The organism is Actinomadura sp. NPDC048394, assembly GCF_040651755.1.
Classification (GTDB): domain Bacteria; phylum Actinomycetota; class Actinomycetes; order Streptosporangiales; family Streptosporangiaceae; genus Spirillospora; species Spirillospora montaniterrae.
The window spans coordinates 1-1,100 of record NZ_JBEZJL010000199.1 but is presented as its reverse complement, the minus strand read 5'-3'; the positions used below and the strand labels follow the sequence as shown (position 1 = coordinate 1,100).

1 protein-coding gene and 1 riboswitch are annotated in these 1,100 nt (G+C 67.1%); the gene reads left to right on the top strand.

The genetic code is table 11. The features are described 5' to 3' along the window. Window positions 1-220: 220 nt before the first annotated feature. A riboswitch (cyclic di-AMP (ydaO/yuaA leader) is annotated at window positions 221-371 on the top strand. A gap of 15 nt (window positions 372-386) precedes the next feature. After that, window positions 387-1,088, top strand: a complete 702-nt coding sequence (locus AB0C78_RS50820; protein WP_360763084.1) for a CHAP domain-containing protein — start codon at window positions 387-389, stop codon at window positions 1,086-1,088. The last annotated feature ends 12 nt before the right edge of the window (window positions 1,089-1,100 follow it).

The window sequence follows — 1,100 nt, the reverse complement described above, 5'->3', positions numbered from 1 at the left end:
GCAGCCCTTGCGTGGGGGGTGTTTTGGGTGGTCTTTGCTGGTGGGGTGGGGTCTTGGGGCGTGCTTGACGAAATATGGGGGCGCTTGAACCTGTTGTGGATGTGTGACCGACGGGAAAGCCCGTCCGGAGCGCCCGATCAGATCATGAAGGGCGCATCGAGTCCCTGATCATCAGGACGGCCGATCTCAGGCTTGTCCTCCGCCGAGTCCGCACAGTGCCGATCATGGCCGGCCGATCAAAGGCGTGCGGAGCCGGGGACCCACCGAATCACCGGGGTGAATCCGCACCCCCCGCATGCGCGGGGGCCGCGGTAGGGCCACTTCCACGCCCGAACCCGACAGCTAACCCGGTAGGCGGACTGGAAGAACTCAGGAGAACCCTTCTCATGACCGCTCGTACCTTCGATATGACCAAGCGCATCGGTACCCGCGTCGCCGCCGGCGCCGTGCTGTCCCTGGCCGGTGCGTTCGGGTTCGCCTCCCTGGTCCCCTCCGCCCACGCCGACACCAAGCCCGCGCATGTCGCTGCCGTCGCCAAGGCCGACGCCGCGTCCAAGACCGGTGCGAAGGCCGATGGGCAGAGCGGCAAGACCGGTGCCAAGGCCGGTGCGACCGCGCAGGACGTCATCAAGCTGGCGCGCACCCAGATCGGGACGCACGAGGACGCCTCGGGCAACAGCAAGTTCAACAACTGGTACATCGACTCGCCGCTGGGTGAGCAGAACGCGCAGCGGATCGGTGCCAAGAGCGCCTCGGTGTACAAGGGCCAGTCCTGGTGCGACATGTTCGTGTCCTGGCTGGGCCAGAACACCGGCGCCAAGGGCATGGGCGCCGACGCCTACACCGTCAGCCACGCCCAGTGGTTCAAGAAGACCGGCCGGTTCGGCCAGACGCCCAAGCCCGGCGCGGTGGTGTTCTTCGCCTGGAACGGCGGCGGGATCAAGGGCATCGACCACGTCGGCATCGTGGTGAAGGACAACCACGACGGCACCATCAACACCATCGAGGGCAACACCGGCAACGCCGTCAAGCAGAAGGTCCGCGACACCTCCACCGTCGCCGGCTACGGCTACCCCGAATACCGGTGACCCCGGGGCCGC

Bases quoted from the DNA above. Each gene is read 5' to 3' on its own strand.
- AB0C78_RS50820 (WP_360763084.1), top strand. From the start codon at position 387: ATGACCGCTCGTACCTTCGATATGACCAAGCGCATCGGTACCCGCGTC.